Below are 26,354 nucleotides of genomic sequence, written 5' to 3'. Positions count from 1 at the left end.
GAGGGCGGGTCTGTGGAAGCCTGCGTGGCTCGCTGCGTCATGCGACCCCCGCGAGCACGACGGCCGGTGAGCCGCCGTCAATGCGATCCAGGGCGTATCGGCGGCGCACAGTGTCCAAAGCGACGGCGATCGGCGGCAGTCCGACGGCGGCCCTTCGCTGGTCCAGCAACTGCGGCGCACGCAGTGGGCACAGCTCCACCCCTGCTGCGCTGAGGACGAGTTGCGTCCCGAACTCTTGGGGTCGCCCGCTGTTGACCAGGGCGCGGTCGTGAAGGTGGGCCCAGTGCTGGATGCGCGCATCGCCGTCCTGGACCGCACGTTTCAAAAGGGTGGTGGCCGCCCGCTGGAAGTCGGGTTCGTCGTCGGCGTGCAGAGCGATGCTCCAGGCGGCACGTGCTGCGTCGGGGCCCACGAGACGGTGGCCGGGCCAGTCATGTTCGGCCAGGATGCGGCGCAGCACTTTGGTGTCGGCGTGCTCAGCGTGACGGTCCTGGCCGAGGTGGACGGCGTCGAGCTGGTTGCGTACGCGTCTTGCCCGGCGTGCTGCCGACTGTGCGGCGCGGGCGATGAGTTCGCGGGCGAGGTCCGGCCGCAGCGGTTCCGCGGTCCTCACGCGATACTCCGCTGGTCGGCGGCGGACTGCGGCTCGTGGACCTGGCAGCCGATGAGCGCGCTCAGCCCAGGCCGAAGCTCGGCGGTGAGTTCGAGGCGCGCGACTCGCTCATGGTGCTGTCCGGTGCCCGATCCACGGACGTCCCAGCCCATGTCGGTGAGCCGACGAAGGAATGTGGCGATCGGATCGACGTCGAGAGGATGGCGGACCATGGCCTCGGCCCGCACAAGCGGTACCTCGAGCCGGGCGGTGAAGTCGGAGGCCCACAGAGTGATCAGCCGGACGGTGTCATCGGAGTGACCGGGCAGGGTGTGGACGCAGTCCAGGAAGAGGCACGGGCCTTCGCCCCATCCGAGGTCGGGCCCGCGTTGCGGGATCATGCAGGCCAGCAGCAGCCCGTCCTCGAACAGTCCAGCCGGCTTCACCTGCGGGGCGCGGAACAGGGCCGGGATATCGGACCGGGCGGGTGTAGGCACGCCGCGCATGGCGAGCCAGCGCTGACGGTCCTGGACGAGGGCCGCGGCCTCATCCCGTTCGGCGTCGGTGCGCAACGACCGCATCTCGTACACGGCCGGTAACCCTGTCGCGCACTGGCTTCGAGGCGCGGGGGAGGACTCGATGGCCGTAGAAGCGGGTGAGGCATTCACTGGCTAGCTCCGCTCTCCATCGTGGTGACCCGCCTGGCGCCCAGCAGGCCCCACGCGTGGGCCCAGGCGACAAGTTGGGTGGTGTTGGCCGCCCCGGTCTTGTCGAGCAGTTCGTCATGTGCGGCTCGCACGTCGGCGGGCGCGATCTTGGCTATGGCAGCAATGTCGCTGGGATTGCTGTGCTCAGCGACCGCCCGCAGCAACAGTTGCTGCTCTGGACTGAGTTCCGGCATTGGCCTGTCCGTTGTGGGCGGAGCGACCTGCCGGGCGTTGCACAGGAAGTGCACGATCACCGGGGGCTTGCAGCGGGGCGGGCAGTGGAGGCTCTCCCGGATGTCGCGTACGTACTGGCGGACGGTCACGGCCGACAGCCCGGTCCTCGCGGCGATCTCTTGAGGGCCGAGGCCGTCCACGAGGTGCTGGGCGACGCGCTGCAGGGTCGGGGTCAGGGGGGTGATCGGTGCGCTGGTCATCATGCGCGGGGTCACGGGTGTCTCTTTCGCGGCTGGGTTGAGGGATATCGGGTGGGGTGTCGCCGGACCCCGCGGGGGACGGGGGCCGGCGACACGGGCCCGTGCGCGGCGGTCTGGATTCACGGGGCGCCGCACACGGGGGCTCATGCGGCTGTCGGGTCGGGGCGGGCCCACGCCGCTTCGGCGGCGAGACGTTCTGACCACTGGATGTGGGCCTCGCCGAAGGCGGCGTCGGCGAGGCGTATGCGCTGGACTTCGCCGGTTCCGGCCGGTGGGTAGGTGAACTGGATGTCGCGCCACAGGCGCTGGAGGATGTAGTCGCCGTTGAGGGCATGGGCGCCGTGCAGCTCCATGGCGTCCTGGGTTGACTGCATGGCCCACTGGTGGCCGAGGTACTTGGCGTTGATCAGGTCGGCGTCGCAGGGCAGGCCCTGGTCGAGGAGGTGCACGGACTGATAGGCCAGGATTCGCCCGGCGCGCAGGCGGGCCTCCATGTCACCGATGCGGTCCCGCAGAACCGGCAGATCGGAGAGGGCGCCCCGGTAGCGGGAGCGCGTCTTGAGGTAAGCGGTCGAGGTGGCCACGACTGCCTCGTGTATTCCCAGGCTGACTGCGGCCAGGTTGGGACGGCCGTACAGGATGCTGCTGCTCTGCGCTACGCCCAGCCCCTGGCCGATCTCTCCGACCACGTTTTCCTCGGGGACGCGGACATGATCGAGGTCGAGGCGGCCGGCGGAGAAGCCGTGCAGGCCGAGGCCGGGACGGTGGTCGGCGACTGAGAGCCCTCGGCGCTTGGATTCGACCATGAACGCGGTCAGCGCCTGGGAGGTGCTCACGCCTGCCTTGGCGGTCCGGGCGACCACGAGGTGGGCTCCCGCGAGGTGGCTATTCCCGATGTGGATCTTGCTGCCGGTGATCACCCATTCGTTGCCGACGTGCTCGGCGATGGTCTCGATGCCGCCGATGTGTCCGCCGGCTCGCGGTTCGGTCACGGCGATCGACAAGAGCAGTGAACCGTCCGCTACGCGGGGCAGCCAGCGGCCCTTCTGCTCGTAGGTGGCGAAGTGCAACAGGGCGCCGACGGGGATCAGCGTGGCCTGGAGGATGGCCGCCGCAGCCGCCGAGACGCGGGCAATGCGGTGGACGAGGATTGTCTTGGCCACGTGTCCGGCGTCCAGCCCTCCGAAGGAGGACGGGACGCTGACGGCGAACCAGCGTCGTGCGGCCATCAGGTCGGCGACCTTGCGCTCCACCCTGCCGGGGGCGGCCTCCATGCGTGCGGCGCGCGGCGCGATGTGCTCGGCCGCGAAGGCGTCCGCCTCGTCCCACAGCAGTTCGTGGCGGGCGTTGAGATAGGGGCGCAGCGCCGGCGGCGGCGTGGTGGGTGTGGCGGGCATGGTCCTCTCCCTCTCCCTGGATGAAGGTCGCACGGTGGAGCGGCCGGGGATCGCCTGCGGCTCCCGGGTGGGGGGTCGTGCAACGGACTAGCGGACGGGCGCGCGGGCGATGTGGTCCATCACCCGGACGCCAGCGTTGATGACGATGTCTCTCAGCCGTCGGGCCTCGCTCAGGGGCCGCTTCTCGGGGTCGATGACGCACACCGTGCCCAGTACAGTGCCGCTGTCGTGGATGAGCGGGGCACCGAAGTAGGAGCGGATCCCGACCGCGTCGACCACGGGGTTGCCGCTGAAGCGCGGGCTGGCGTGCACGTCGTGCAGCGGAAGGGCCTTCTTGCGGGCCATGACCTCCGGGCACCAGCCGTGGTCGCGGCTCATGGTGCGGCCGACGATGACGTACCCGCTGTCCGCGGGCGGCTGGTGCAGCCCGACGAAGGTCTGCTCCTCCAGGAAGAGGTTGACGAAGCCGTACAGGAACCCGGCTTGTGTGGCCATGTCGCGGGCCAGTTCGTCGAAGTCCTCGCTGGCAGCGGTGGGCACGCCTAGGCGATCCAGCAGCTCGTACCGCTGCGCCAGCTCGGTCGCCTGCTGGGCCTGCGGGACGGGGACGGCGGCGCCGGCGGGGAGGGATGGCCCATGGGTGACGTCCCGCATGGTACGTCGCGGCAGCGACTGCGTGAGGGGGGCGGTCTGCCGCGCGCGGTAGGGGTCGTTGGGCTGATACGACATCAGGCGTCCTGAAAGGTGGTAGTGGATGCGGGGCGAGCGGGGCTTGCCGATGCGCTCTTCAAGGCGTGGCCAACGAGGGTCAGCAGGACGCCAGCGACGTGGTTCGGATCGCGGGCGTCGCAGGTGACCACCGGCACAGAGGCGGGCAGTTCGAGGGCGGTGCGGACCTCATCGGGGTGGTAACGATGTGCTCCGTCGAACTGGTTCACCGCGACGACGAAGGGCAGGCCGATGTCCTCGAAGAAACCGACGGGGGTGAAGCTGCTTTCCAGGCGGCGGGTGTCGACCAGGACGACCGCGCCGACGGCTCCGCGACAGAGGTCGTACCAGAGGTCGACGAACCGGTCCTGGCCGGGCGTGCCGAACAGGAACAATTCCAGGGGCACGGGCGCGTCGGGCAGGTTGAGGCGACCGAAGTCGAAGGCAACCGTGGTGGTCTGCTTGGCCTCGACGCCCGCCAGGCTGTCCACGTCCGCGCTCGCCTCGGTCAGGTACTCCTCCGTGCTCAGCGGCGTGATCTCACTGACGGCACCCACGGCGGTGGTCTTGCCCGCGCCGAAACCGCCAGCGATCACGACCTTAAGCACGGTCGGTGCACCGGTACGCGGGCGCGACGACGGCCGCAGCACCACGGCCGGGTCACCCGGCCTGGGGGTAGGCGATGGCATCGGGCCACTTTCTCTTCAGGCCGGCAGATAGGGCCGCCAGCAGTTGTGCAGAGGGACGTGCATGCGCGTCGGACGCGGCATAGGCGGTGACGGGGACGACCAGGGCGTCGGCGTCCAGGAGGTCGGAGATAAGGATCTTGACGGCGGTTACGGGACGGCCGAGTCGGCCCGCCAGCTCGGTCACCGAACGCCGGTGCTCCCGGCACAGGGCGAGGATCTCTGCGCATTCTTCGGCCTGGCCCGGGCCGGGCCGCCCGGGTCCGGCGTCCAGCACCGTGTCCAGGCCGAGCAGATGCCGTGGCCGGGTGCGACCGCGCGTCAGGGTGTAGGTCCGTACGAATGTCGAATCCTCGGCCGCGCTCCCGTGTGCGGTCACCGGACCTCATCACCCGTGCCGACGCGGACGGGGATCTGCATGTAGGGGGCGAACTTCTGCACCAGGCGCCCCATCTCGAACCCGACGGTGCCGGCATCGGCGTCCATGGTCGCGATCACCGCGAGGACCGTGTCCACCACTCCCCGTTCGTTGCCGGGATGGCCCTCGAAGGCCGCGCTGCGACCGGAACTCTGGACGAAGATCAGACAGTCGTCTCGCTCGATGACGACCTGCCTCGCCGGCCTCTTCTTGTGGGTGGGACCGGTGATGTTCGCCGCGAGTGAGGCCACTCCGCTGATGGCGGCCGACAGTTCGTCCGCCCAGTCCTTGTCGACGTCGCTGTCCAGCAGCCGCAGTCCGTCCCGCGAGAGCAGGACGGCGTGCGTGACGCCCGTCGTGTCGGAGGCGAACTGCCGCAGCAGCCACGCCATGTTGTCCCGCTGTCCGCTTGCCGTTGTCTCGGTTGCGGGTGCGTCGCCGGTCACGTTGTTCATCGCGGGGTGGGTACTCATAGGGATCGCTCCAGAAAGGGGGGAAGGGCCAGCGGATGTAACGGCCACCGGGAACGTGGAGGGACGAGGTTCAGGGCCTGGGGTGCTCTGTCGAAGCGGTGGGAGAACCGGCTTGCCCGCTGGCCTGGATGCCGGTGCGGAAGGCGGCTGCGAGCCCTGGCGTCGCCGCGATCACGGGGGCTTGCTCCCGCTCGTGTGGCGGACGGAAGGTGCCGGCCTGGCGTCTACGCGTGGGAAGCGCGGGTGGATCAGCAGGGTGACCTGCCTGTGCGGCTTCCGGCCCCCCTGTGGCACTGGTGCGTGGAACCTGCCCCGCTCTCGGGGTGGCTGGAGTCGCGGCAACCTGCTGCGAGTGCGGCCCCAAGGGGCGGGTGTCCTGGGGCGGCGCGCCCGCATCGTCGATGGAGGGAATCGCTACCAGGAGCCGTGCCGGGATGACCACCAGGGCGGTGGTGCCTCCTGTCACGTTCTCCTGCAGGAGAACGGACAGCCCGTGCGACTGGGCGATCTTCGCGGCGACCAGCAAGCCGAGCTGTCCCGCTCGCACCTGGCCGCTGACGTCGACCTCGTCGGGGGCCTGGAGCAGGTGGTTCATCTGCGCCCGCGTCTGCGGATGCATGGGGATGGCCCGGTCCTCGACCTCGACGGCCAGCCCGTTCGCCACCCGCTGCGCACGCACCGTCACCTTCGTAGCCGGATCGGAACACTCACAGGCGTTCTCGATCAGCTCAGCCAGCAGGTGCGTCAGGTCCGGACCCACATGGCCGGGAAGGCCCAGCTCCGCGCCCACGGACCCCGCCGCAACCGCCACCCGCGGATACTGCACGACCTCGGAGACGGCGCCGCGCAGCACGCTCTTGACGGGAACGGGCCGACGCACGCTGCGCAGGGACTGCCCGCCCAGCACCGCCGTGCTCTCGACCTGGCGACGCATCCGTGTCACGAGGTGATCGATCTCGAAGATCTTGGCGAGCAACTCCGGGTCGTCGGTCAGCATCTCCAGCTGGCTCAGTGCCTCAAGCGCCTTGCCGACCAGCGCGTGCTCGCGCATGGCCAGGCGACGCAGCACTTCCAGGAGGACGACGGACTGGGACTCGTCGTGCACCCGTATCAGCGACGCGATGGCCTGCACCTGGAGGGCACTCAACGCCTTGTTGATCTCGGCGTTCGGACTGGCCGATGGTGGCACCAGCAGGTCCGGCAGCGGCGGTCGTCCCCCGCGGCACAGCTCGTCTGCCGACCACTGCACCGACTTTTCGACGGCCGCCGCTGCTCCTGCGACCGCTGCCAATGCCGCTGCCTGGGCATGCTCCGCAGCCGTCTGCACGGCCCCTGCAGCCGTTCGCGCTCCGCGAGCCGCCAGCGTGGCGACCCCCGCCAGTCCGCAGACCAGGCCGGCGAGGAGCCAGCCGGGGCCCACCGCGGACACCGACCAGAGGATGAAGGCGGCACCCAGCAGTGCGGCAAGGAGCACTAGGGGCAGTGCGACGGCGCGGTGGACATGGTGCAGTGTGAACGCGTCGATCTGAGGCCGCCGTCGGCGGTGGCCGGTGGCGGCCGGCGCTGCCGCAAAGGCGCTGTCAGGCATGGGAATCCTCGTCAGGGTGGGGGTGGCTAGGCGTGCTGCGGCGTCAGGCTGCGCAGGTCTGGTGTGTGCTGCGTGGGGTCGAGCTCCCGTGGAGCGATGCGGCCGCTTACTCGATCACCACGAAGAGCCAGCCACGCCATGGGACCGAGAATCAGCGCGATCAGAACTGCCCCGGCGGCGGTCATGTCCGGGGCACCGACGCGGCCAGAACCACGCAGGCGAGGGCGAGAGCGAAGACCCCGCCGCGCAGCACGTTGATCGGCGGCTTCCACCAGCGCCGTCTCTGGACCGGCTTCGCTGGGGCCACGTAGTGGGCCTGCACGGCAGCGATAAGGTCTTGGGTTGCCTCGGCCAGCCTGACCAGATGGACCCTGCTGGGCATGTAGCCCTCGGGGATGCCCGCCGAGGCGAGTTGCTGCGCGCGGCGCAGTACGGGTGCTTCCGGGGGCACAACCAGCCCGAGCTGGCTGACGTGACCGCGAAGGCGGCACGCGAGTTCCTCCACGTCGGCGGCGCTCTCCGGCAGTGGCGACTCCTCGTCCAGCACGAGCGCCACCGTCTCCGCTGCGGCCATCGACCGATCGCGGTCAGGGCCTGGTTCGGCACCGACAGCGCCCTGTCCGCTCGGGCCAACGCGCTGGCTGGCGTCCCGGCGGAAAGTCAGCCGACGACGCATGAGACAACTCCTGTTCGCATGAGGCCAACTCGGCTTGGCCGTGGTCGGTGAGACGCCTGGTGTCGGGCGCAACCGTGTCCTCCCAGGCGGGTGGCACACGGGAGCGCGGCATGCGGCGTCGTGACATCGCGCTGCGCTGATCACCTCGCCGATCACTCGACGTGATTGCGCGGTGACTAGAGAACACCTCGCGTTGAAGCCTGGGGAATGACTTTCAGATGACGTTGACTCGTCAGTAACCCTGTTTGGGGTGCCGCCGGAGCAAAGGGGCCTGACATGCTGGGCGCCATGGTGACTCTCGATGGAACGCCCGTATCCGTAGACGACCTGCTTCCCTTGGCGCTCACAAACGTCGGCCACTTCACGTCCATGCGCGTCGACTCCGACGGCACTATCCGCGGCCTGACGCTGCACATGGAACGCCTCGCACGGGACTGCAAGATCGTGTGGCATGCGGCTTTGGACACAGACCGTGTGCGCGAGTACGTCCGTCAGGCCCTGGAGGCAGTGCCCCATCCGTGCGTCGTGCGTGTCACGATCTACGACCCGAAGGTCGAGCTGGGCCACCCGGCCGACGCCAAGGAACCGCACGTTCTCGTGTCCGTGCGCGGAGCCGGCGCCCTGCCGCCGGCTCCGCTGCGCGCCCAGAGCCTGGTCTACGAGCGTGACCTCCCCGAGGTGAAGCACGTCGGCCTCTTCGGCGCGTTGCACATCAGGGGCGCGGCCCAGCGAGCGGGCTTCGACGACGCCTTGTTCGTCGGCCGCGACGGCTTCGTCTCCGAGGGCGGTACTTGGAACGTGGCCTTCATCGACCAGGAAGGCACTGTGGTGTGGCCCGACGCCCCCGTACTGCCCGGCGTCACCATGACCCTGCTCCAGCAGCAAGTCGAACACCACACCGCTACCGTTACGTTGGAACAGGCGAAAGGCATGGCTGCGGCCTTCGCCACGAACACCTCGATCGGCGTCCGCCCCTTGGCCGCGATCGACGACACCCAGCTCCCCGTCGAGCACCCCGTCTTGACACGGCTCCAGGAGGCGTACCTGTCGATCCCCGGCGAGACGCTGTAAAGCAGCACCATGGCGGGGGTGACTAGGTGGACCGGCCGTGAAGCCGAGCTGCTGCGCAAGGCCATGCGGAAAACACAGAAGGAGTTCGCTGAACTGGTGGGAGTCAACCCCCGTCAGATTCCTCGCTGGAAGAGCCGGGCGGAGACCATCGAACTCGAACTCGACAACCAGGCAGCCCTGGATACTCTCCTGGCCCAAGCCGAGCCCGACGTCCAGCAGCGGTTCGCCACGCTCCTGACCGAACGTGCCGCTGCTGAGCATGATGAGCGCGCCGAGGAACTGCTGCGAAGGGACCCGAGCACCCGTCGGCACCCGATCGACGGGAAGGTCATGGCCCTCATCGAGGAGGGCATCTACCTCTCCGGCCCCGACAACCGCGCGGTGTGGCTGGAGCCGTTCTTCATCGACGTCTACCCGACGACCAACGAGGACTACGCGAAGTTCGTGCAGGCCACCAATCACCGGCCACCCCAGCACTGGCCTGACGGCCGCTGCCCCGCCGCCCTGGCCACCCACCCCGTGGTGTGGGTGACGTGGCACGACGCGACCGCCTACGCCCGCTGGGCAAGCAAAGCTCTGCCGACCGCTCGGCAGTGGGAGAAGGCGGCTCGCGGACCGCGCGGGCGCATCTACCCCTGGGGCAACGAGGCGACGGCCGCCAAGGCGAACACGGCGGAGGCCGGCATCGACGCGACGACCCCCGTCTCCCGTTACCAATCCGGCGTCAGCCCATTCGGCATCTTCGACATGTGCGGCAACGTCTGGGAGTGGTGCTCCACCGAAGAGGAGCCCGGCAACGGGCGGTACCACCTGAAAGGCTCGGCGTTCACGTCCCCGATCGAACGGGCTGCGCCGTCCTTGATGAACACTGCCGCTGCCTCGATGAAGGACAACGACACTGGATTCCGCTGTGCTATGCCAGCGTGATTCGGGCACCGTGAGCGACCAGTCGATCCTGCATCGGCAGCCGTGAGAGACGGCTCCGGCCATCAGGGCGCTACCCGCATCAGGCGAGGACGGGGCGCACCTCGTACTGCGGTTGCTTGTCATCAGCATGCCGCCAATCTCAGCTCACACCATGTGATGGCGCCGGCGTCCTCGACCCCGCCAGGCCCCTCGTCCCTCTTGGGTGAGCGACTGCACGAGCACCAGGCAGCGGCCGTTCTCGTCGGCGTCACGAGGGGCTTCCTGCCGGGCGCGGCCATGACAGATGTCCAGCCCAGTCCGGTCGTGCCCGCGACGGCATCGTCCGCATTCAGAGCGAGCTGCCGCCTGACCGGCAACGCGTCGGTGGCCACGTCACCGAACTGGACCACCGGGCACGGAACATGCTGCGGGACATAGGCTGACCGCGACACGGGCTCAGGGCCCCGTACGGCAGCTCGTGGATCCGCGTCTCCAAGGGGGAGGAACCAGTACCGGTGACGACGTACGAGGTCGAATCGATCGCAACGGTCGTTGGCGGCCACACCTGCGTTCAGGATGACTACCAGGGTGGGGTCGAGTCGGTCATCCGATTCAACGACGCATACCCCCTGGAAACCCTCCAGGGCATCGATGAGTTCTCCCACTTGACGGTGACGTGGCGCTTCCACCTGGCGCGACCCGAAGACGTCCAGCTCCACGCGCGCAGCCCCCGCGGGAATCCGGGCTGGCCGCCGACCGGTACCTTTGTCCACCGCGACCACCGGCGTCCCAATCAACTGGCGGTCAGTTACCCGCGGTTGCTCCAGGTCGAAGGACGGGACCTGTTGGTCACCGATCTCGACGCTGTAGACGGAACGCCCGTGATCGACTTGGCACCGTACTTCGAACAGATGGGGCCTCGTGGCCCGATCCGTCAGCCCGCCTGGCCCGGCGAGATGCTCGAACCGAATTACTGGGCGAAGGCAAGCGAACGGCCCTCGGAGCGCCCTGTATGACAGAAGCGACTGAGCTGCCCGGCTTGCCATTTGCATCGTCGGGAACCAACTGGAGGTCTGGCTCAAGCTGCAGCCCTCGCGTCTCGGAACTCACACCACGTCTCCTCGCCGTTGCTCTCCCATGCGTCTGAGATCGCATCAACCAGCCGGATCCCGCGCCCCGATTCGCCGTCGGGTCCGGCTTCCTTGAGCACAGCTGGCGCCGGGTTGTGGTCGGTTACCGAGACACGCACCACGTCGACGGCCACCGTGATGCGGAGCACGACTTCGCCCTCACCGTGGACCACGGCGTTGGTGACCAGCTCCGAAACGGCCAGTACGACGAACCCCGCCACCGGCTCCGAAACACGGCACCGCCGCAGGAACGCCCTGGCTATGCGCCGCATCTCCCCGACCTTCGCAAGGTCGGGGAGAAGGGCCGCCTGACAGGCATGGGATGCCGCCGGTACCTCTGCCCTCGCCCATGCGCCGGCCTCATCTTCCTGAACCGGCCTGACGCATGACGCGCCTGCTGTAGCCGCACAGCTGCGGATGCCCCCGCCGGGCGGGGCCGCCTCTTGGAGCCTGGTCATGTGGGCTATGGCACCGTGCGGCGACGCCGTCGACCAGGGGAATCCAGAGGGGGAAAATCATGTCAAGGGGGAAACTGGAGGGGGGAATTGAGGCCATGATTGGATTCCGCCCACCGACAGAGGTCACACTCATGCCAGACCCGTTCGCCGACCTGCTCCTCCGGCTTCGGCAGGAGGCGGGCCGGACGCAGGAGGAGCAGGCGGAGGCGATCAACGCTGTCTCCGGCCGGGACACCATGACCCGCCGAGAGATCAGCCGTTATGAGAACTTCGAGAACATTCCTACCAACCACACAATCGGCCACATCGCGGCGGCCTGCGGTGTCCCCTTCGAGGAACTACAGCGAGAGGCCAAGGCCGCCCGCGCTCGGAAGAGAAAGGGGCATGCCGATGCAGGGGAGGACCAAGACGCCGTGAAGCGTCGCACGCTCCTGGGTAGCGCCACTATCGGCGTGAGCGTGGCCGCCGAGCCGTGGGGGCGCCTCGCCTTCGCCCTCAGCAAGGGGAACAAGATCGATTCGACCGCTGCCGCCGCGCTCATCGACCGAGCCGCTGAACTGCACGTCCAGGAACTCAACCTCAGCGCGCGGCGGCTACAAAAAACGGTCGAGTCGCATCTTGACGCGATCACTGCGGCCCTGCCTCGTGCAGGCGAACACGAAGGCGCTCTCACCATCGCCGCCGGGGAAACCGCCGCTCTGGCCGGTTGGGTGGCCTGGGACCTGGGGGAGCACGACAAAGCCAACGCCTACTACAAGGTCACGTCGCAGTGCGCGGCGGCTGCCGGGCATCCTCCACTCCGAGCCCTGGCCCTGACCTACAGCAGCTACGGCGCTTTGACGCCAAAGGCGAAGATGGAGTTCCTCTCCCAAGCCGCCAACGACGTGCGAGGCCACGGTAACGCTACTGCTGCCGCCTGGGTTCTCGGTAGGCACGCGGAAGAAGCTGCGGCGGCCGGCGACGAGGTGGGGGCGCTCCAGGCGTTAGACCGAGCGCGCTTCGCCTACGATTTCGCGGACCACACCAGCGAGCAGGCATGGGTCAGGTTCGTGACCCCATACCGCATGGACTCGTTGGCCCTGTCCGTGTACGGCCAGCTGAGGCGCCCCGAGCTCACGTCCACAGCTGATACCGCGGTCGACCGCCTCGGAGACGGGCTACCGGACGGGGGCGTCGTAGTCCTCGGTGATCTGGCGTCGGCCCTACTGCGTGGGGGCGACGTCGACCAAGGCGTCTACGTGGCCCGCCAGTTCGCTGCGGCGGCACAGGCCAAGCCCAACACCATGGGCAAGGAGCGGGCGGCGGCTATTGCAGCGTTGCTCCCTGACAGCGAGCACGAACTTGCCGTTCATTTCCGGCGGTTCGCATCCTGATCCACCTCGGGTGGCACGCGGCAAGCCCAGGGCACCAACGTCGCCGACGCCCGGCCCGTGGCTCCTCAGTCGGATTCCGTCTCCTCGAAGACCCAGGACAGGTACGCCTCCGACCCGCCGGTTACGGGCAGTGTGATCCATTGGGGGACGTCGTACGAGTGCTTCTCGTGCACCCACGCTTCTAGCGCGGGAAGACGGTCCGTCGTAGTCATATACGAGATGCGCCACTCCCGCGCCGCCTCGACCTTCCCCTTCCACCAGTAGAAGGCGGTGGTTGGCGCATCGATGTGGACTCCCGCTGCCAGCTTGCTCTCGACCGCACCTCGGGCCAGCATCGTCGCCTGCCCCTCGTCGTCGCTGGTCGTCTGAGCAATCACAATATCGTGGGCCATGCAACTACCTCTCCAGCTCGGGTACCGCGACCCTACCCAGCCGTCCAGGGCACACCGAGAGCCGGTCGCCACCTCTCAAGGCGAGTGAGGGCTCGACCACGACCTGTACCAGTCAAGTGACGGCGGGCCATGCGGGGTGGCGCGTCGCTTCGGCACTGCGGTGGCAGGTTCTCATCAACGAGGTCGTGCGGCTGCATTATGCAGGCGCCGGGCCCGTGCGCTTCATAAGCCCGCGACAGGAGGACTTGCTGGCTGTCGGCGGCCATTCGCTCACGGCAGACGAGAAATAGGACCACAGGACTGGATACCTCCGTCCGGACCATGTCAACGTACAACGTCCCGGAAAACACCAGGCCAGGATGTGCAGATGCTCCACTGCGGCCCAGGTTGCGAAACGCCTTGGAATCCTGCACCCGTGTGACTGCCTTGCTGGCAGGCTCCTACTTGGGGAGGTCCGCCTGTCTGACTCCGCTATTCGATCCGCTCGCTTCACTGCACCCGCTCTTTATACGCGCGGCGCGTCTGAACGCCTGGTACAGCCAGGCAGCCGGCGACTACGGGACCCTTTCCGCCGGGCTGTACGTCTGCCTTTGCGTGGCTGGCCTGTTCGGCGAGGACCTGTTGCAACCCGGCTATCGCGGCGTCAGTGCAGCCCTCGCATACCGTGCGGCACGTCTTGGCGCCGCAACACGGCAAGTGGCACTCGCCATGAGGACGAGCGACTCGCTGCCCGGAATCTCGACCGCCTCACCGATGACGGTCTGCTGGTGCTCGCCACGGACGGCGCGCACCTGGTTGCGCGTCGGCTGGCCCTGGCTGCGGCGGGCCTAAGCAGATGCCGCCTTCGTGATGCGGTGCGCAACATAGACGACGATCGCCGGTTAGCAAAACCGGCGATCGTGAGGTTCCTTGAGGACGTTCGCATGCGCGGCTGTGCTTGGCGGCGGAGCTGCAGCGAACTCAGCAGCCCGTGAAACGGAATGGCACTGGTCTGGTGCCAGCCAGATGATCCGGCGCCCTGCTCGTGCAGGTCCCCTTGAAGGAGAGTGAGTACCCCCTGTCCGTTCCGATCAAGAAGCTTCCACCCAACTCCAGGGGACAGGTGCGCTACCGGTTCGTAGTCGACGTAGGCATCGACTCTGCCACCGGGAGGCGCAAACAGCTGACTCGTACGTTCGCCACTCTCAAGGAGGCGAAGGCTGAGTACGCGCGCATCACCAACCGCCGCGAGGAAGGGACGTTCGTACCGCCCAACCAGATAAATGTAAATGAGTGGCTTGATCAGTGGCTGGCCATGAAGGCAGAGGATCTGGAAGAAACCACTATTTACAACTATCGGGTTACCCTCGATCGAGTTCGAGGGAGGCTGGGGCGCATCCGGCTTCAAGAACTCACCGAGGAAGATGTAGAAAATTGGATGCACTGGGCGTTGAAGCATGGGCGGGTACGTGGTGACAAAGCAGGTACTCCGCTTGGAGTGACCAGTGTGGAGATGAGTCTCGCCCGATTGAAGGACGCCCTGAATCGAGCCGTTACGCGTCGGCTAGTAACCATGAATGTAGCCCAACATGTGACCATCCCACGTAGGGCACGTAAAGAAGAGCGAAAGAAGAAGCAGGAGGTGAAGCCGTGGAACGTGCAGGAGATTCAGACGTTCATTCACGGTGTCCGGACAGAACGGCTTTACGCTGCTCTCTTGCTGTCCCTCATGGGTCTACGTCCGGCTGAAGTCTGCGGACTCCGATGGGAAGACGTGGACTTGGAAGCCGCCACGATCACCATAGCCAACACGCGGACAATGATGGGGAATCGGTACGTTGTGGAGAAGGACACCAAGTCCCTGGCCGGGGAACGGGATCTTCCTTTGCCGGCACCGGTGCTGGCTGCCCTCAAGTCGTTCAGGGCTCTCCAAGCCAAGGAGAAGCTCGTCCTGGGTGAGGCTTACTCGGATTCCGGATACGTCGTGGTGCACGAGACCGGGGAAGCCTTCACGATCAAACAGCTCCGCAGGCGCGCTTACCGGCTCATGGAGATCCTTGAACTCCGCAGAGTGCGCCTCTACGACGCTCGCTCCTCCTGCCTCACATACCTCGCCAACAAAGGCGTGCCGGATCACATCCTTGCCCGGTGGGCCGGACACACGAACGTCAAGACCACCAAGAAGTGGTACGTGAAGCCGGACGTGGAGGACCTCCGCGGAGCCGCCACAACGTGGGACGGCCTGCACGGTGCTGCGACGGAGGGGCAAGCGTGACTCAGGCGGCCTGCCGATTGAGCGACCTGCCCAGCCGTATGGCAGTCAAATCGAGTGAACCCGGAAGCCGCTGCTGGCTGTGGACCAGCGACGGCAAGGGGGAGGGGCGGCCAGGCTACGGCCAACGTCTCCCCTCCTGCGAGGCAAGGCAGAGCTTGCCCGCCGTGTGGCGTTCGGGCTGTTCGTCGGTGAATCCCGGAAGGTTTTCAGGTGCGTCATGCCGATCCTTGGGGACGGCACTACACGCTTTGCTGCAAACCAGACCGTTTGGAAGCCGTGCCGAGGGTGGGAAGCTGTGCGGCGCAGGGATTGGGAGGGTGCGCGAGCCGGGAGGACGCACTGTCCCCACGGTCAGGCGTGCACATCGAGGAACCCGTACGTGGACCCATGAGGGTCTCGGCGGTGCCGGGCGTGCCGCGCCGCGAGGGTCACGAGCCGGCGGGTTCACCTGGCCGTGTGAGATTTCGTGAGACGTGAGAGGGTCTGGGGCGTGAGTGAGACACCCCCGAACACCCTGCAATACCGCTTTGACGGGCCAGAAGACGCTCCGGTCCTGATCTTGGGTCCCTCACTGGGTACCACATGGCACATGTGGGACCGGCAGGTCCCGGAGTTGACCCAGCAGTGGCGGGTCTTCCGTTACGACCTTCCCGGCCACGGTGGCTCCCCGGCACACCCGGCCGGTTCCGTCACCGAACTGACAGCCCGGCTGCTGGCCACGCTCGACTCCTTCGGGGTGCAGCGCTTCGGCTACGCGGGCTGCGCGCTCGGCGGTGCCGTCGGCATCGAGCTGGCCCTGCGGCACCCGGAGCGGATCGCCTCGCTCGCGCTGGTCGCCGCCTCACCCCGGTTCGGGACGGCGGACGAGTTCCGGCAGCGCGGTGTGATCGTGCGGACGAACGGCCTCGACCCGATCGCCCGGACCTCGCCCGAGCGCTGGTTCACCGGCGGGTTCGCCGCCGCGCAGCCCGCGATCACCGAGTGGGCCGTCCAGATGGTGCGCACCACCGACCCCGGCTGCTACATCGCCGCCTGCGAGGCCCTGGCGGGCTTCGACGTACGCCATGAACTCGCCCGGATCGGCGTGCCCACGCTCGTCCTGGTCGGCTCGGACGACCAGGTCACCGGCCCCGCCGAGGCCCGCACCCTGGTCGCCGGGATCCCGGACGCCCGGCTCGCCGTGGTACCCGGCGCCTCCCATCTGGTCCCGGTCGAGCAGCCCGCCGCCGTCACCGACCTGCTGGTGCGGCACTTCTCCACCGCCTGGCAGCCCGCCTACGACTCGACCACCGGCCAGATGGCCATCCCGGCCGCCCCGCCGAAGCCGGTCCTGGCCGCCGCTCCGCAGGCCGTGCCCCAGGTCGCCCCGCAGGTCACGCCCCTCGCCGAGATCGCCCCGGCCGCCGCGGTGCCGCAGCCGCTCGGGCGTCCCGACCCCTACGACGCGGGACTGAAGGTCCGCCGTGAGGTGCTCGGGGACGCGCATGTGGACCGGGCACTGGCCCAGGCGGACGAGTTCTCCGGGGACTTCCAGGAGTTCATCACCCGCTACGCGTGGGGCGAGATCTGGGACCGGCCCGGACTCGACCGGCGCTCGCGCAGCTGCGTCACGCTCACCGCGCTGGTCGCGGGCGGTCACCTGGAGGAGCTGGGCTTCCATGTCCGGGCGGCCCTGCGCAACGGCCTCACCCCGGGCGAGATCAAGGAGGTCCTGCTCCAGGCGGCGGTGTACTGCGGAGTGCCGGCGGCGAACAGCGCCTTCCGGGTCGCCCAGCAGATCATCCGTGAGGAGACCACTCCCGAGGACTGACGGGCCGCCCGGGGGCAGGATGGTGACCATGAAGCTCACGAAGAAGTCCCACGCGTGCGTGCGCCTGGAGAAGGACGGGCGCACGCTCGTCCTGGACCCCGGCGGTTTCAGCGAGGAGGACGCGGCCGTCGGCGCCGACGCGATCCTGATCACGCACGAGCACCCCGACCACTTCGACGAGGGCCGGCTGCGAGCCGCGCTGGACGCCGACCCGGCCGCCGAGATCTGGACCCTGAAGTCCGTCGCCGACCAGCTCGCGGCGGCCTTCCCGGGCCGCGTGCACACCGTCGGCCACGGCGACACGTTCACCGCCGCCGGCTTCGACGTCCAGGTGCACGGCGAGCTGCACGCGGTGATCCACCCCGACATCCCGCGCATCACCAACGTCGGCTACCTGATCGACGGCGGCAAGGTCTTCCACCCCGGCGACGCCCTCACCGTCCCCGAACACCCCGTCGAGACGCTGATGCTCCCCGTGATGGCCCCCTGGAACAAGATCTCCGAGGTCATCGACTACGTCCGGGAGGTGAAGCCGCGGCGCGCCTACGACATCCACGACGCCCTGCTCACCGACCTGGCCCGCCCGATCTACGACCGCCAGATCGGCGCCCTGGGCGGCGCGGACCACCAGCGGCTGGCCCCGGGGGCCTCGGCGGACGTCTGAGGCACGTTGTCAGAGGGGCCCGGTAGGTTGTCAGGCATGCGCATCGCGACCTGGAACGTGAACTCGATCACCGCCCGCCTGCCGAGGCTCCTCGCCTGGCTGGAGAGCAGCGGCACCGACGTGCTCTGCCTCCAGGAGGCCAAGGTCGCCGAGGCGCAGTTCCCGGTCGAGCAACTGCGCGAGCTGGGCTACGAGGCGGCGGTCCACGCCACCGGCCGGTGGAACGGCGTGGCGGTGCTGTCCAGGGTCGGCCTGGCGGACGTCGTCAAGGGCCTGCCCGGCGACCCCGGCTACGACGGGAGCGTGGAGCCCCGCGCGATCTCGGCGACCTGCGGCCCGGTCCGCGTCTGGTCGGTGTACGTGCCCAACGGCCGCGAGGTGGACCACCCGCACTACGCCTACAAGCTCCAGTGGTTCGAGGCCCTCAAGACGGCCGTGGCCGGCGACGCGGGCGGCAGCCGCCCCTTCGCGGTCCTCGGCGACTACAACGTGGCGCCGGCGGACGACGACGTCTTCGACCCGGCCGCCTTCGAGGGCCTCACCCACGTCACACCGGCCGAGCGGGCCGCCCTGACCGCACTGCGCGAGACCGGCCTGTCCGACGTGGTCCCGCGCCCCCTGAAGTACGACCACCCGTACACCTACTGGGACTACCGCCAGCTCGCCTTCCCCAAGAACCGCGGCATGCGCATCGACCTGGTGTACGGCAACGCACCCTTTGCCAAGGCCGTGCAGGACGCCTACGTCGACCGCGAGGAGCGCAAGGGAAAGGGCGCCTCCGATCACGCTCCGGTGGTGGTGGATCTGGACGTGTGAGTGTCAACCTGAGTCCATGAACATCCCCTTCCTGGGTAACAGGCACACCAAGACCGGTGACGTGCCCCTGACCGCCGACCCCGATCTGCTCGCCGAGTGCGAGTTGCTGCGCGCCCAGGCGGCCGAGGACGGTGTCACGCTCGACGACACCCCGGCCTCGCTGGAGGCCCTCGACCAGTTGATCCCGCGCTGGCGGGACGACGAGGAGACCCTGACCTGGCTCGGCACCGACGCCGGTCTGTATCTGGGCACCGTCCTGATCCGGACCGTGCCCGGCGCCGAATGGGAGATCCGTGCGGACGGGGAGCCGGTCGTACGTCTCGAGTCCGGGCGGGAGTTCGATGTCGTCGAGTCCGGCCACGACTGGGCATCGAGCGGCGTCCCCGAGCTCTCCCAGCTCTACGCGGAGGTCGCCGAGGCCTGACCGGCGGCCGTACGAACGCCGATCATCGCATCGATCACCGCATCGCCATCCCCAGCGATAAAGACCGTGTAAATACGGCTAATGCCCGAAAAGTGCGTGTCGTGCCTCAAGTCTTCCCGCGGCTGGATAGTTTGCGGCAACCACGACACAGCTGAGAGTGGGTAGGGCTGCGGATGGCCGTCGATCATTTGATCGAGCTGCGTGACGTCGACAAGTACCACGGCGAGCTCCATGTCCTGCGGGACGTCGGTGTCACCGTCGGCAAGGGGGAGGCGGCCGACGAGGTCCCGGCGGTCATGCGGCAGCTCGCCCGGGACGGCATGGACCGCGCCCCGGAGGAGTTCCTCACCGCCCCGCGCGGCCAGCGTGCCAGGGACGTCCACTCCGAGACCCTCGAGCCCTGAGCGGGGAGTGCGACCCATGCGCCGTACCCCCCGGGTGCCCGCTGCCCCGGCGCTGCTGTGCGCCTTGCTCACCGCACTGCTCGCCACCGCCGGAGCCGCCGGCTGCGGCAAGGAGGGCAGCCCGCCCAGGAAGGGCCCGGCGGCCGGCACACTTCCCCATTACCAGGTGGCGCGGAACGTCCGGCTGCCCGCCTCCAGGACCTGGACCAGGGCGAAGCGGCGCGGCTACTTCGTCGTGGGCGCCAAGGAGGACCAGCCCTACCTCGGTGAGCGGGACCCGGCCACCGGCGTCTACTCGGGCTTCGACATCGAGATCGCCAGGATGATGTCCGCCTCCCTGGGCCTCGCCCCGCAGACCATCCGCTTCCGGACCATCGCCTCCGCCAACCGCGAGACCGCCCTGCAGAACGGCCAGATCGACTACTACGTCGGCACCTACACCATCAACGCCAACCGCAGGAAGCTGGTCGGCTTCGCCGGACCCTACTACCTGGCCGGCCAGTCCCTGCTGGTGCGCCATGACGAGAACGACATCCACGGCCCCCAGGACCTCGCCGGCAAACGCGTCTGCTCGGCCGCCGGTTCGACGCCGTACCAGCGGATCAGGGCCGACTACCCGAAGGCGGTCCTGGTCGCCTACGACACCTACTCCGTGTGTGTGGACAACCTGCTCACCTACCAGGTCGCCGCCGTCACCACCGACGACGCCATCCTCATCGGCTACGCGGCGAAGGCCCCCGGCGAACTCAAGGTCGTCGGCAAGCCGTTCTCCCAGGAGCCGTTCGGCATCGGCGTCCCGCGCGACGACACCGCCCTGCGCTTCGCGATGGACGACGCATTGGAGGCCCGTGAGAAGAACGGCGACTGGAAGAAGGCCTACGACGCGACGCTCGGCCTGTCCGGCGTCCCCGCCCCGAAGCCGCCCCCGATCGACCGCTATCCCGCGAGCTGAGCGAGGACGGCATGAACGTACTGACCGACAACTTCCGCACGTACGCCGAGGGTTTCCTCGGCACCGTCGAACTGACCGTCTACGCGTCGGTCCTCGCCCTGGTCCTGGGCTTCCTGATGGCGGCCTTCCGGGTCGCCCCCGTGGCCTCGCTGCGGTTCCTCGGCACGGCCTGGGTCACCGTGCTGCGCAACACCCCGCTCACCCTGCTGTTCTTCGCGGTGCTGCTCGGCCTGCCGCGCTTCGGACTCGTGCTGCCCTTCCAGGCGTTCGCGGTCCTCGCGCTCGGCTGCTACACCTCGGCGTTCATCTGCGAGGCGCTGCGCGCCGGCATCAACACCGTGCCCAGGGGACAGGGCGAGGCCGCCCGCAGCCTCGGCATGACCTTCGGGCAGACCCTTGGCCTGGTGATCCTGCCCCAGGCGTTCCGGTCGGTCATCCCGCCGGTCGGCTCCACCCTCATCGCGCTCGCCAAGAACTCCGCGATCGCGGGCGCGTTCAGCGTCACCGAACTCCTCGGCACCTACCGGACCTTGAGCGAGCTCGGCCACGACATCGTCTGGACGTTCGTCTGGATCGCCGTCGGCTACCTCGTCATCACTCTCGCCATCAGCGCCCTGTTCACCCTGCTGGAGCGGAAGTGGGGGGTCGCCCGGTGACCGAGGCAGGCGCGCTCTACGACGTCCCGGGTCCCCTCACCAGAAGACGGCACGCGGTGTACGGCGTCCTGTCGGCCCTCGTCATCCTCGGCCTGCTCGCCTGGATCCTGTATCTCCTCATCGACACCGGACAGTTCACGTACACGAAGTGGATGCCCTTCGCGTACAAGGGGATTCAGGAACTCCTGCTGCGGGGCCTCGGCAACACGCTCGCGGCCTTCGCGACGGCCGCCGTCCTCTCCCTAGCGCTGGGCGGCCTGCTGGCCACCGGACGGCTCTCGGAACACCGGCCGGTGCGCTGGGCGGCCACCGTCGTCGTGGAGTTCTTCCGCGCCATGCCCGTACTGGTGATGATCTTCTTCATCTTCGTGGCGCTGAAGGTCCGGCCGCTGCCCGCCCTGGTCGCCGGACTCACCCTCTACAACGGCTCGGTGCTCGCCGAGGTGTTCCGCTCCGGTGTGAACAGCGTCGAACGCGGCCAGCGGGAGGCCGCGTTCGCGCTCGGTATGCGCAAGACCCAGGTCATGGCGTACGTCCTGGCGCCGCAGGCGGTACGGGCCATGCTGCCCGCCATCATCAGCCAGCTCGTGGTGGCCCTCAAGGACACCTCGCTCGGCTATCTCATCACCTACGAGGAGTTCCTCCATGCCGGGAAACTGATCGCATCCAACCTCGACTACGATTTGCCCTTCATCCCTGTGGTGATGGTGATCTCGCCGATCTACATCGGGATGTGTGTGTTGCTCTCGTGGTTCGCCGGCTGGGTGGCCAGACGGGAGCAGCGCAGTCCCAGGACCGAGGCCGTCGAGGTGGCCCCGGCCGAACCGGGGACGCTGTTGCCGTAGGGGGCGGCAGCCAGGGCCAGGCCCGGCCGGCGGCAGCCGGAGATCACTGCTCGCGCAGCGGAACGGACACGTACGACGGGTCGTCCACCGGCGAGGAGAAGGTCAGCTGCGCGCCGGACGGGTTGTGCTCGATGTAGAGCGGGTCCACCGTGTCGACCACCAGTGCCAGCCGGTGCCCGGCCGGCACGTCGTAGGCCGTGGAGAACAGGTCCAGGTCCACGTCGAACGCCTTGCCGGGGGCGCGGTCGTACCAGGTGTACGGCGCGTGGGTGACCAGCTTGCCGAAGCCGAGCGGGCCCACGTCGTACAGGTAGGCGACGAGGGTGCCGCTCTCCTTGGTCGGGGTGAGGGTGGTGTGCAGCCGGGCCGTGCCGCGCACCCGCTGGGCGCTGCCGTACCGCTCGGACTGCCAGACTGCGGCCCAGCGGCGGGGGAGCAGCGGGATCGAGGCGACCGGCGGCAGCTGGGCGATCTGGTCGAGGAGGCCGGAGAGGAGGACCACCCCGCCGTCCGCGCCCGAGTCGACGTTCGCGTGGATCGTGGTCGAGCCGGCGAGGGTGATCTTCTTGCGGGTGGCGCCCACCGACTTCCAGTCCGGGTAACCCTCGTAGCCGCCGTCGGTGCGGGACTTGAGCTGGACCGGCTGCTCGCGGTCGATGCCGTTGTCCGTGCCCTTGAGGTAGTGGTCGAACCAGCGCTCGGTGTCGGCCCACACGTCGTTCGGCACCCCCAGCAGGCCGGTGATCTCGGCCGTGGCGTGGTCGCCGGGGCGCAGCTCCAGGCGCTTGGGGCCGGTCAGCTTCCCGTAGAAGTCGGCGTACTGGTTGGCCGGGAAGACGGAATCGCTCCAGGCGTTGGCCATGAGGACGGCCGCGCCGTTCTCGTTGAGCTGGTCGACATAGGTCGCGACGGAACGTTTCGCCCCCCAGGCGATCAGGTCCTGTTCCCGGTCCAGGTTCGAGGCGTAGAAGTCGTCGAAGACCTGCCGGACTTCGGGGCTCTCGCGCCCGGTGAGGGTCGCCGAGCCGTCCAGGAGAGCGGCTGCCTCGACGTGCTGGGTACGACCCGAGTAGATCGAGTCGATCAGATCCGCCCAGCCGCTGAGCGCGCCGACCGCCTTGATCCGCTTGTCGTGCGCGGCGGCCAGCAGGCTGATCCCGGCGCCGTACGAGACCCCCGCGATGCCGATATGCCCGGGATCGGCGGTGGTGTTGGCGAGGGCCCAGTCGATGACCTTGGACGCGTCCGCCACGTCCGGCGGACCGGCCACTTCTATCTGCCCGCCGGACTGCCAGAACCCGCGCACGTTGTAGCTGAGCACGATGTAGCCGGCGTCGGCGAGCTTCTGGGCCTGGGCCAGATACTCGACCTGGGGCAGCGACCAGCTCGTGGGGAGCACGATGAGCGGGTAGCGCCGCGTGGCGTCGGCGCCCGCGGGCGTGACGACGTTCGCCTTCAGGACCGTGCCGCCGTCGCCGGTGATGTCGACGAAGCGGACGGAGGCGGCGGCCTGGGCGGCCGGGGCCACGCCGACGACGCCGGCGGCGATCAGCGCCGCGGAGACGGCCCCGGCGGCGGTCGTACGCAGAGCGGCGGTGCGGTGGTCGGCGCGGCGGCCGGTGGCGGTACGGCGGCTGGTGGTGGTGCGACCTCGTCCCATGGGTCACTCCTCACTCGTGTCAGTGCAAAGTGACCAGACGGTAACCGCCATCTCTTACCGTAAGTAACCCGTCGGTAAGTTACGTGCGGGTAACGATTGTTGAATGGTGCAGCTACTCAGGAGGCGCGGTGCGAGGAACGCGTGGTCTCGGTGGTGGCGGGCGGCAGCGGCGCCTGGGCGGCACGCGTCACGTCCGAGACGAGTTCGACCACGTCAGGGCCGTACGCCTGCGAGTTGACCACCTTGAGGAGCAGCACGAAGGTGTTGTTGCCGTGCTTGCGGGCGAGCCGCTCGTGGTTGCGGGCGAGGTAGCGGGTGGCCGCCTGGTTGGTGATCGCGCGCTGTCCGCAGAAGAGGAACACCGGTCGGGCGTCGGGGCGTTGGCCGGCGGTGAGACGGGCCAGCAGGACGTACTCGGTGATGCCCGGGTCGAGGCGGTAGCGCTCGGTGCCGATCTGGAAGGCGCCGCGGTCCGGGCCCGGTTCCGGGTCGATGTTGACCCGTACGCCCGGCAGCATCGCCGACATGTGCGCCAGCATGCGCCGGTTCGACCCGGGCCCGCCCACGCAGAACTCGGTGCGCTCGCCGAAGCCCTGCTGGACGTTCTCCTGGGTCACCATCTGGAGGTTGGCGCCGCAGTCCTTGATCAGGGCGGCCAGCTCCAGGAGCGCGAACACGTCGAAGCGGTGCACCGCCGGTTCGGAGGTGGCCGGATCGCGATTGACGACCAGCAGTGACTCCGAGTTCTCCGGCAGCCCGAAGAAGGCCTGCTTGCGGCGCAGACCGCGCCGCCACAGCGAGGTGCGGGCCAGCCAGCCGAGGGCCGCGCTGATGCCGGCGGCCACGACGCCAAGGATAATGTTCCGCAGGTCGTCATTCATGGGCGCGCATGGTAGCGGTCACGGGTGGCCGGAACGTACCCGTGTTCGAAGTGTGGCGGTCGTATGACAGTGCCCTGAATGTGGCTGTCGGGGCCGGGGCCTCGCGGATACGCTGCGCGGACGTTCCGGAACTGGAGGTGCGGATGCGTCGCCCTGTCACGCGGAAACTGACCGTTCTGGCGGTCTCGGCCGCCGTGGTGTCGGTGGGGGCGGCAGCGCCTCCCGCCCCCGGCGGTGCGACCGTCGCGAAATCGCCGGTGGCCGTCGGCTACGGCGGTGCGGTCTCCAGCGTCGACGCGGACGCCACCGCCGCCGGTATCGAGGTGCTCCGCAAGGGCGGCAACGCGGTCGACGCGGCCGTCGCGACGGCCGCCGCGCTCGGGGTCACCGAGCCCTACTCCTCCGGCGTCGGCGGAGGCGGCTACTTCGTCTACTACAACGCCAAGTCCCGTACGGTGCACACGATCGACGGCCGAGAGACCGCGCCGCTGACCGCCGACTCCAACCTCTTCGTGGAGAACGGCAAGCCGCTCGCCTTCGCGGACGCCGTGAGCAGCGGGCTGAGCGTCGGCACGCCCGGGACGCCGGCCACCTGGCAGACCGCGCTGGACCGGTGGGGGAGCGAACGGCTGGGCACGGTGCTGAAACCGGCCGAGCGGATCGCCCGCGACGGGTTCGTCGTCGACGACACCTTCCGGTCGCAGACCGCGTCCAACGAGACGCGGTTCCGGTACTTCCCGGACACGGCGAAGCTGTTCCTGCCCGGCGGGCAGCTGCCGGCGGTGGGGTCCACCTTCAAGAACCCCGACCTGGCCCGGACCTATCGGGAGCTGGGGCGGAAGGGGACCGGGGCGATCTACAAGGGGGACCTCGGCAAGGACATCGTGTCGACGGTCAACAATCCGCCGGTGGATCCCGGTTCGGGGTGGAAGGCCCGGGCGGGCAAGCTGTCGGCGAAGGATCTGGCGGCCTATCGGGCCAAGTCCCAGGCGCCCACCGAGACCGGCTACCGCGGACTGAAGGTGTACTCGATCGCGCCGTCCTCGTCCGGTGGGACGACCGTCGGGGAAGCCCTCAACATCCTTGAGAACACCGACCTCTCGAAGGCCGATGAGGTGCAGTACCTGCACCACTTCATCGAGGCGAGCCGGATCTCGTTCGCGGACCGGGGGAGGTGGGTCGGCGACCCCGCGTTCGAGAAGGTGCCGACGAAGGGGCTGCTGTCGCAGCGGTACGCCGACGAGCGGGCGAAGCTGATCAGCGACGACGCGGTGCTGACCAGCCCGGTCGCCCCGGGCGACCCGAACAACCCCGGGTCGACCGGTACGGCGGCGCCGACCACGTACGAGGGCGAGAACACGACACACCTCACGGTCGCCGACAAGTGGGGGAACGTCGTCTCCTACACGCTGACCATCGAGCAGACCGGTGGTAGCGCGATCACCGTTCCCGGACGGGGGTTCCTGCTCAACAACGAGCTGACCGACTTCTCGTTCACGCCGGCGAACCCCGCGGTGCACGACCCGAACCTGCCGGGGCCGGGGAAGCGGCCGCGGTCCTCCATCTCACCGACGATCGTGCTCGACAAGGCCGACAGGCCCGTGGTGGCGGTCGGTTCGCCCGGCGGGGCGACCATCATCACCACCGTGCTCCAGGTGCTGACCGAGTTCCTGGACCGGCATCTGCCGTTGGTGGACGCGATCGCCGCGCCTCGGGCGTCGCAGCGGAACGCGGCGAAGACCGAGTTGGAACCGGCGCTGTACAACGACCCCGTGGTGAGGGGCAAGTTGGAGGCCATCGGGCAGTCGTTCTCGCTGAATCCGGAGATCGGGGCGGCTACCGGGGTGCAGCGGTTGCCGGGCGGTAAGTGGCTGGCGGCGGCGGAGACGGTGCGGCGGGGTGGTGGAGCCGCGCAGGTGGTGGATCCGGCTCCGTAGTCGCGCGGGTGCGGCGGCGTGGGGGCCGGTCGCGCCCACGCG

27 protein-coding genes and 1 pseudogene are annotated in these 26,354 nt (G+C 68.8%); 14 read left to right on the top strand and 14 right to left on the bottom strand.

The annotated features are described in order from the left end of the window. Window positions 1–37: 37 nt before the first annotated feature. The 10 genes from ACZ4N4_RS08750 to ACZ4N4_RS08705 form a co-directional block, all read right to left on the bottom strand. Window positions 38–613 carry a DUF6624 domain-containing protein gene (locus ACZ4N4_RS08750; protein ID WP_159774750.1) on the bottom strand — a complete coding sequence of 192 codons (576 nt, stop codon included), beginning with the start codon at window positions 611–613 and terminating at the stop codon, window positions 38–40. Next, the gene (locus tag ACZ4N4_RS08745) at window positions 610–1,182 is read right to left on the bottom strand and encodes a hypothetical protein (protein WP_389580787.1); all 573 of its coding nucleotides are present in this window, start codon (window positions 1,180–1,182) and stop codon (window positions 610–612) included. The genes ACZ4N4_RS08750 and ACZ4N4_RS08745 overlap by 4 nt, the downstream gene beginning before the upstream one ends. A 74-nt stretch (window positions 1,183–1,256) precedes the next feature. Beyond that, window positions 1,257–1,748, bottom strand: a complete 492-nt coding sequence (locus ACZ4N4_RS08740; protein WP_389580784.1) for a DNA-binding protein — start codon at window positions 1,746–1,748, stop codon at window positions 1,257–1,259. A 128-nt stretch (window positions 1,749–1,876) separates the two neighbouring features. Then, window positions 1,877–3,130, bottom strand: a complete 1,254-nt coding sequence (locus tag ACZ4N4_RS08735; RefSeq protein WP_467586010.1) for an acyl-CoA dehydrogenase family protein — start codon at window positions 3,128–3,130, stop codon at window positions 1,877–1,879. Window positions 3,131–3,217: 87 nt separating this feature from the next. Further along, window positions 3,218–3,859 carry a GAF domain-containing protein gene (locus ACZ4N4_RS08730; protein WP_285557742.1) on the bottom strand — a complete coding sequence of 214 codons (642 nt, stop codon included), beginning with the start codon at window positions 3,857–3,859 and terminating at the stop codon, window positions 3,218–3,220. After that, window positions 3,859–4,491 carry a GTP-binding protein gene (locus ACZ4N4_RS08725; RefSeq protein ID WP_079189041.1) on the bottom strand — a complete coding sequence of 211 codons (633 nt, stop codon included), beginning with the start codon at window positions 4,489–4,491 and terminating at the stop codon, window positions 3,859–3,861. The genes ACZ4N4_RS08730 and ACZ4N4_RS08725 overlap by 1 nt, the downstream gene beginning before the upstream one ends. A gap of 7 nt (window positions 4,492–4,498) precedes the next feature. Further along, window positions 4,499–4,903 (bottom strand): DUF742 domain-containing protein, encoded by a 405-nt coding sequence (locus ACZ4N4_RS08720; protein ID WP_006143017.1) that lies wholly within the window; start codon window positions 4,901–4,903, stop codon window positions 4,499–4,501. Next, complete coding sequence (locus ACZ4N4_RS08715; protein WP_061916021.1) at window positions 4,900–5,415, bottom strand: roadblock/LC7 domain-containing protein; 516 nt, start codon at window positions 5,413–5,415, stop codon at window positions 4,900–4,902. The genes ACZ4N4_RS08720 and ACZ4N4_RS08715 overlap by 4 nt, the downstream gene beginning before the upstream one ends. A gap of 70 nt (window positions 5,416–5,485) precedes the next feature. Further along, window positions 5,486–7,003, bottom strand: a complete 1,518-nt coding sequence (locus ACZ4N4_RS08710) for a sensor histidine kinase (RefSeq protein WP_467586007.1) — start codon at window positions 7,001–7,003, stop codon at window positions 5,486–5,488. Between the two features lie 181 nt (window positions 7,004–7,184). Next, window positions 7,185–7,577, bottom strand: a complete 393-nt coding sequence (locus ACZ4N4_RS08705) for a DUF6415 family natural product biosynthesis protein (protein WP_467586004.1) — start codon at window positions 7,575–7,577, stop codon at window positions 7,185–7,187. 378 nt (window positions 7,578–7,955) lie between these two features. Between ACZ4N4_RS08705 and ACZ4N4_RS08700 the strand changes: the two genes are divergently transcribed. From ACZ4N4_RS08700 to ACZ4N4_RS08690, 3 genes are all read left to right on the top strand, one after another. Beyond that, a complete protein-coding gene (locus tag ACZ4N4_RS08700; RefSeq protein ID WP_370665462.1) occupies window positions 7,956–8,750 on the top strand; it encodes an aminotransferase class IV family protein in 795 nt (264 codons plus the stop codon). Window positions 8,751–8,759: 9 nt separating this feature from the next. Continuing rightward, complete coding sequence (locus ACZ4N4_RS08695; RefSeq protein ID WP_370665463.1) at window positions 8,760–9,677, top strand: SUMF1/EgtB/PvdO family nonheme iron enzyme; 918 nt, start codon at window positions 8,760–8,762, stop codon at window positions 9,675–9,677. 494 nt (window positions 9,678–10,171) lie between these two features. Next, window positions 10,172–10,672 carry an SAM-dependent methyltransferase gene (locus tag ACZ4N4_RS08690; protein WP_467586001.1) on the top strand — a complete coding sequence of 167 codons (501 nt, stop codon included), beginning with the start codon at window positions 10,172–10,174 and terminating at the stop codon, window positions 10,670–10,672. A gap of 62 nt (window positions 10,673–10,734) precedes the next feature. Here the strand turns inward: ACZ4N4_RS08690 and ACZ4N4_RS08685 are convergent, their stop codons facing one another. Next, window positions 10,735–11,244, bottom strand: coding sequence for an ATP-binding protein (locus ACZ4N4_RS08685; protein WP_360964825.1), 510 nt, complete (start codon window positions 11,242–11,244; stop codon window positions 10,735–10,737). Between the two features lie 131 nt (window positions 11,245–11,375). Here ACZ4N4_RS08685 and ACZ4N4_RS08680 point away from each other — a divergent pair, with 131 nt between their 5' ends. Next, window positions 11,376–12,617, top strand: a complete 1,242-nt coding sequence (locus ACZ4N4_RS08680; protein ID WP_467585998.1) for a helix-turn-helix transcriptional regulator — start codon at window positions 11,376–11,378, stop codon at window positions 12,615–12,617. 65 nt (window positions 12,618–12,682) lie between these two features. Here the strand turns inward: ACZ4N4_RS08680 and cutA are convergent, their stop codons facing one another. Continuing rightward, on the bottom strand, window positions 12,683–13,009 hold the full coding sequence (cutA, locus tag ACZ4N4_RS08675) for a divalent-cation tolerance protein CutA (RefSeq protein WP_467585996.1): 327 nt from the start codon (window positions 13,007–13,009) through the stop codon (window positions 12,683–12,685). A gap of 1,036 nt (window positions 13,010–14,045) precedes the next feature. Between cutA and ACZ4N4_RS08670 the strand changes: the two genes are divergently transcribed. From ACZ4N4_RS08670 to ACZ4N4_RS08630, 9 genes and pseudogenes are all read left to right on the top strand, one after another. After that, entirely contained in the window at window positions 14,046–15,263 is a 1,218-nt protein-coding gene (locus ACZ4N4_RS08670) for a tyrosine-type recombinase/integrase (RefSeq protein WP_467585993.1), read from the top strand. Between the two features lie 490 nt (window positions 15,264–15,753). Then, a complete protein-coding gene (pcaDC, locus tag ACZ4N4_RS08665; RefSeq protein ID WP_450766291.1) occupies window positions 15,754–17,073 on the top strand; it encodes a bifunctional 3-oxoadipate enol-lactonase/4-carboxymuconolactone decarboxylase PcaDC in 1,320 nt (439 codons plus the stop codon). Between the two features lie 28 nt (window positions 17,074–17,101). Then, window positions 17,102–17,737 carry an MBL fold metallo-hydrolase gene (locus ACZ4N4_RS08660; RefSeq protein ID WP_467585990.1) on the top strand — a complete coding sequence of 212 codons (636 nt, stop codon included), beginning with the start codon at window positions 17,102–17,104 and terminating at the stop codon, window positions 17,735–17,737. Window positions 17,738–17,773: 36 nt separating this feature from the next. After that, the gene (locus ACZ4N4_RS08655) at window positions 17,774–18,553 is read left to right on the top strand and encodes an exodeoxyribonuclease III (RefSeq protein ID WP_453569464.1); all 780 of its coding nucleotides are present in this window, start codon (window positions 17,774–17,776) and stop codon (window positions 18,551–18,553) included. Window positions 18,554–18,569: 16 nt separating this feature from the next. Then, window positions 18,570–18,977 (top strand): DUF6278 family protein, encoded by a 408-nt coding sequence (locus ACZ4N4_RS08650; protein ID WP_453569467.1) that lies wholly within the window; start codon window positions 18,570–18,572, stop codon window positions 18,975–18,977. Between the two features lie 173 nt (window positions 18,978–19,150). Continuing rightward, window positions 19,151–19,249, top strand: a pseudogene (locus tag ACZ4N4_RS08645) (amino acid ABC transporter ATP-binding protein); the annotation flags it as partial. Window positions 19,250–19,397: 148 nt separating this feature from the next. Next, window positions 19,398–20,333 carry a glutamate ABC transporter substrate-binding protein gene (locus tag ACZ4N4_RS08640; protein WP_467585987.1) on the top strand — a complete coding sequence of 312 codons (936 nt, stop codon included), beginning with the start codon at window positions 19,398–19,400 and terminating at the stop codon, window positions 20,331–20,333. A gap of 11 nt (window positions 20,334–20,344) precedes the next feature. Further along, on the top strand, window positions 20,345–20,989 hold the full coding sequence (locus tag ACZ4N4_RS08635) for an amino acid ABC transporter permease (protein ID WP_450766279.1): 645 nt from the start codon (window positions 20,345–20,347) through the stop codon (window positions 20,987–20,989). Beyond that, entirely contained in the window at window positions 20,986–21,834 is an 849-nt protein-coding gene (locus tag ACZ4N4_RS08630; RefSeq protein ID WP_453569472.1) for an amino acid ABC transporter permease, read from the top strand. Before ACZ4N4_RS08635 ends, ACZ4N4_RS08630 begins: the two co-directional genes overlap by 4 nt. A 43-nt stretch (window positions 21,835–21,877) precedes the next feature. Here the strand turns inward: ACZ4N4_RS08630 and ACZ4N4_RS08625 are convergent, their stop codons facing one another. Continuing rightward, on the bottom strand, window positions 21,878–23,494 hold the full coding sequence (locus ACZ4N4_RS08625) for a CocE/NonD family hydrolase (protein WP_467585984.1): 1,617 nt from the start codon (window positions 23,492–23,494) through the stop codon (window positions 21,878–21,880). Between the two features lie 116 nt (window positions 23,495–23,610). Next, on the bottom strand, window positions 23,611–24,375 hold the full coding sequence (locus ACZ4N4_RS08620) for a hypothetical protein (protein ID WP_453569477.1): 765 nt from the start codon (window positions 24,373–24,375) through the stop codon (window positions 23,611–23,613). Window positions 24,376–24,518: 143 nt separating this feature from the next. On the opposite strand from ACZ4N4_RS08620, the gene ggt reads away from it, so the two are divergent. Next, a complete protein-coding gene (gene ggt, locus ACZ4N4_RS08615; protein ID WP_467585981.1) occupies window positions 24,519–26,312 on the top strand; it encodes a gamma-glutamyltransferase in 1,794 nt (597 codons plus the stop codon). Window positions 26,313–26,354: the final 42 nt, after the last annotated feature.

Source organism: Streptomyces sp. NPDC026538, assembly GCF_055567535.1.
Note: the sequence above shows the minus strand (reverse complement) of the source record. Positions and strands in the feature narration are given on the sequence as shown.